Origin of the sequence: Streptosporangium sp. DT93 (genome assembly GCF_049844535.1) — a bacterium.
In the GTDB taxonomy this organism is placed as follows: domain Bacteria; phylum Actinomycetota; class Actinomycetes; order Streptosporangiales; family Streptosporangiaceae; genus Streptosporangium.
Window position 1 is genome coordinate 1 of record NZ_JBNCLF010000098.1, and the last position, 298, is coordinate 298.

The window sequence follows — 298 nt, forward strand, 5'->3', positions numbered from 1 at the left end:
GTGGCGACGTACCAGGCGATCATGGCGATGAGGGCGGCCAGACCGGCGTACCAGATGACCGGGGTGCCGACGCCGAGCACCGCCTCGGCGCAGTCACCGGGGCCGCACCGGCCCTTGGGCGTCTGGTAGTGGAACGCCACGGGCCGGGCCAGGAGCGGCCAGGTCCACGGGTCGGACTGGTAGGGGTGCTTCTCCGCCAGCCCGGTGTGGAAGTTCAGGAGCTGGACGTGGTAGCTCAGCCAGGAGCGCAGCGAGTCGAAGACGAAGAAGCCCGGCCCCTGGGAGGTGGCCTGCGCCC

At 71.5% G+C, this 298-nt stretch carries 1 pseudogene; it reads right to left on the reverse strand.

What is annotated here, in order from left to right:
- A pseudogene (locus ACLQ2R_RS39650) lies at positions 1–298 on the reverse strand (phospholipid carrier-dependent glycosyltransferase); the annotation flags it as partial.